This is a genomic window from Methylobacterium sp. WL6 (assembly GCF_008040095.1).
Lineage (GTDB): Bacteria > Pseudomonadota > Alphaproteobacteria > Rhizobiales > Beijerinckiaceae > Methylobacterium.
The window spans coordinates 1-2,349 of sequence record NZ_VRVH01000473.1 but is presented as its reverse complement, the minus strand read 5'-3'; the positions used below and the strand labels follow the sequence as shown (position 1 = coordinate 2,349).

General features: G+C 74.4%; 3 protein-coding genes and 1 pseudogene. 2 read left to right on the top strand and 2 right to left on the bottom strand.

Annotated elements, in window-relative coordinates; translation table 11 throughout:
* A pseudogene (locus FV230_RS27370) lies at nt 1-477 on the top strand (DNA polymerase III subunit gamma/tau); the annotation flags it as partial.
* A gap of 65 nt (nt 478-542) precedes the next feature.
* Entirely contained in the window at nt 543-866 is a 324-nt protein-coding gene (locus FV230_RS27365; RefSeq protein WP_147729577.1) for a YbaB/EbfC family nucleoid-associated protein, read from the top strand.
* Nucleotides 867-939: 73 nt separating this feature from the next.
* Here the strand turns inward: FV230_RS27365 and FV230_RS27360 are convergent, their stop codons facing one another.
* Complete coding sequence (locus tag FV230_RS27360; RefSeq protein ID WP_147729576.1) at nt 940-1,377, bottom strand: DUF3429 domain-containing protein; 438 nt, start codon at nt 1,375-1,377, stop codon at nt 940-942.
* A gap of 149 nt (nt 1,378-1,526) precedes the next feature.
* Nucleotides 1,527-2,349: tetratricopeptide repeat protein (locus FV230_RS27355; protein ID WP_147844604.1), on the bottom strand; the 823-nt coding region annotated here is incomplete at its 5' end.

The following is a 2,349-nucleotide window of genomic DNA, read 5'->3' as shown; positions in this document are numbered from 1 at the left end:
GTGGTGCAGGGCCGGCCCGCCGAGCCGGCCGGCCCGCGCCTGTCCCGGTTCGAGGACGTGGTGGCGCTCGCCGACGCCCGCCGCGACATCCTTCTGAAATCGGCGCTGGAGCGCGAGGCGCATCTCGTGCGCTTCGAGGACGGCCGCATCGAGTTCCGTCAGGCGGACGGCGGGCGCCCCTCCCTGCATGCCGACCTCGCCAAGGCGCTCGAGCAGTGGACCGGCCGCCGCTGGATCGTCACGCCCTCGCGGGAGGCGGGCGCGCCGACGCTCGACGCGCAGGCCCGTGCCGCGATCGAGAGCCGCCGCGAGAACGCCGCCTCGCACCCCTTGGTGCGCGAGGTGCTGGCGCGTTTCCCCGGCGCGCAGATCGTCGACGTGCGCGACAACGCCCCCGAGGCGGCCTCCGCAGACCTCGAAGCCCCGGCAGGCCTCGACGAGGCCGCGACCGAGGACGGCGAGGCCGACGACGCCTGACGCTGGCATCCGCCCGCCCGGCTTCCCAGATCACGCTTCACCCCACGAACGAGAGACCGATCCGCATGCGCGACATCATGGGCATCATGAAGCAGGCTCAGGCCATGCAGGAGAAGATGGCCGGCCTCCAGGCCGAGCTCGACACGGTCGAGGTCTCGGGGGCCTCCGGCGGTGGCTCCGTGCGCGTGACGATGACCGCCAAGGGCCTCGTCAAGGCCGTCGCCATCGACCCGAGCCTGATGGTCGCCGACGAGCGCGAGATCCTCGAGGACCTGATCCTCGCCGCGGTCAACGACGCGCGCGGCAAGGCCGAGCAGGCGGCGCAGGAGCGCATGGCCGAGCTCACCAAGGGCCTGCCGCTGCCGCCCGGCATGAAGCTGCCGTTCTGAGGCCCGGGCCGGGTCCCGCGCAGGCCGATCGCCGGGTGAATGGGTCGTCGACGGTCGGCGACCCGCGCGACGATCAGGCCGCGACCAGGAGGGCGGCGCCGGCGACGCCCGAAAGCACCAGGCGCAGGCGACCGAGCCAGACCGGGACGAGGCCGCGCCGGGCGAGGTCCTGGTCGACCACGCCCCAGGCGAGCACCAGGATGCCGAGGGTCCGCAGGTCCCACGGGGCGGGGGCCGCCAGCGCGGCCCAGGCCAGAAGCGACGGGACGATGGCGATGAGGTAGTCGGCGTTGCCGGCGTTGCGCGCCGCCGCCGCGCCCCAGCGGATGCCGCCGAGGAAGGACGCGATCACCGCGCCGTAGGCCGAGAGGATGGTGCGCGGCGACAGGCCGATCGTGCCGAGGCCGCCGTCGCTGCCGCTGACGGCGAGCGCGGCGAAGCCGACGAACGGAATCAGTCCCGCGACGCCAAGGAGGACGGCGCCGGTCGGTACGGGGGAGACGCGCGCCATCCGACCTCCGGGCTGCCCGCTGCGGATCGGCGGTCGCATATCGAATCACGTATCCTACGAACGCCACCGCGGAGGGTTCCCGCACTGCGGCATCATGGTCAAGCTTCCGCCGCCCGGAACGCCGGTCCGGGCCACCCATGCGCTCGCGCTCAGACCCCCTTGCGGGCGGTCTGGCCGAGGGCGGGAGCGATCGGGGCCGGGGCGCCGAGCAGGGTCATCGGCCCGGCGGCGTCCTTGGCGACCGGGGGTTCGTTGACCGCGCGGTCGAGCCGGTGCGGCTTAAAGTTCGCGGCGATGCTGCGCGCCGCGGCGAGGTCGGCCGGGCTCAGCTTGGTCGCCACGTCGTCGCGCTTCTTGCCGGCATCCTCGTCGCCCTGCGCGGCGGCGGCGGCGAACCAGGCGTAGGATTGCGCGAGGTCCTGGGTCAGGCCGAGGCCGCGGGCGTAGAGCACCGCGAGGTTGTACTGGCTGTCGCGCACCCCGTACTCGGCCCCCTGCCTGAACCACGAGGCGGCCGAGGCGTAGTCCGGCTTGCCGGTCGCGCTCGGGTTCTCGGCGTAGATCACCGCGAGGTTGTGCATCGAGCGGGCATGGCCCTGCTCGGCGGCGCGGCCGTACCACATCTTGGCCTTGTCGAGGTCGCGCACGAGGCCGGCGCCCTTCTCGTAATGACCGGCGTACTTGTACTGGGCCGGCGCGTAGCCGGCGCCGGCGAGCTTCTCGTAGAGCTTGGCCGCCAGCGACAGGTCGCGCGGCAGGCCGCGCCCGTCCGCGGCGCGCCCGGCCAGTTCCCAGACCGCGGTGCCGTCGCCCTCCTGCGCCGCCTGGCGGAGCTTCGACAGGCCGGCGGGCAGGGTGGCGAGGTCGCCGGCGAGCGAGGCCATGCTCGACACCTGCGGCACCGCGCTCCGGGCCTGCGCCGCCTTCGCCTCCGCGGGGGCGGCGGTGGCAAGCGCCTGCGTGGTCTGCGGG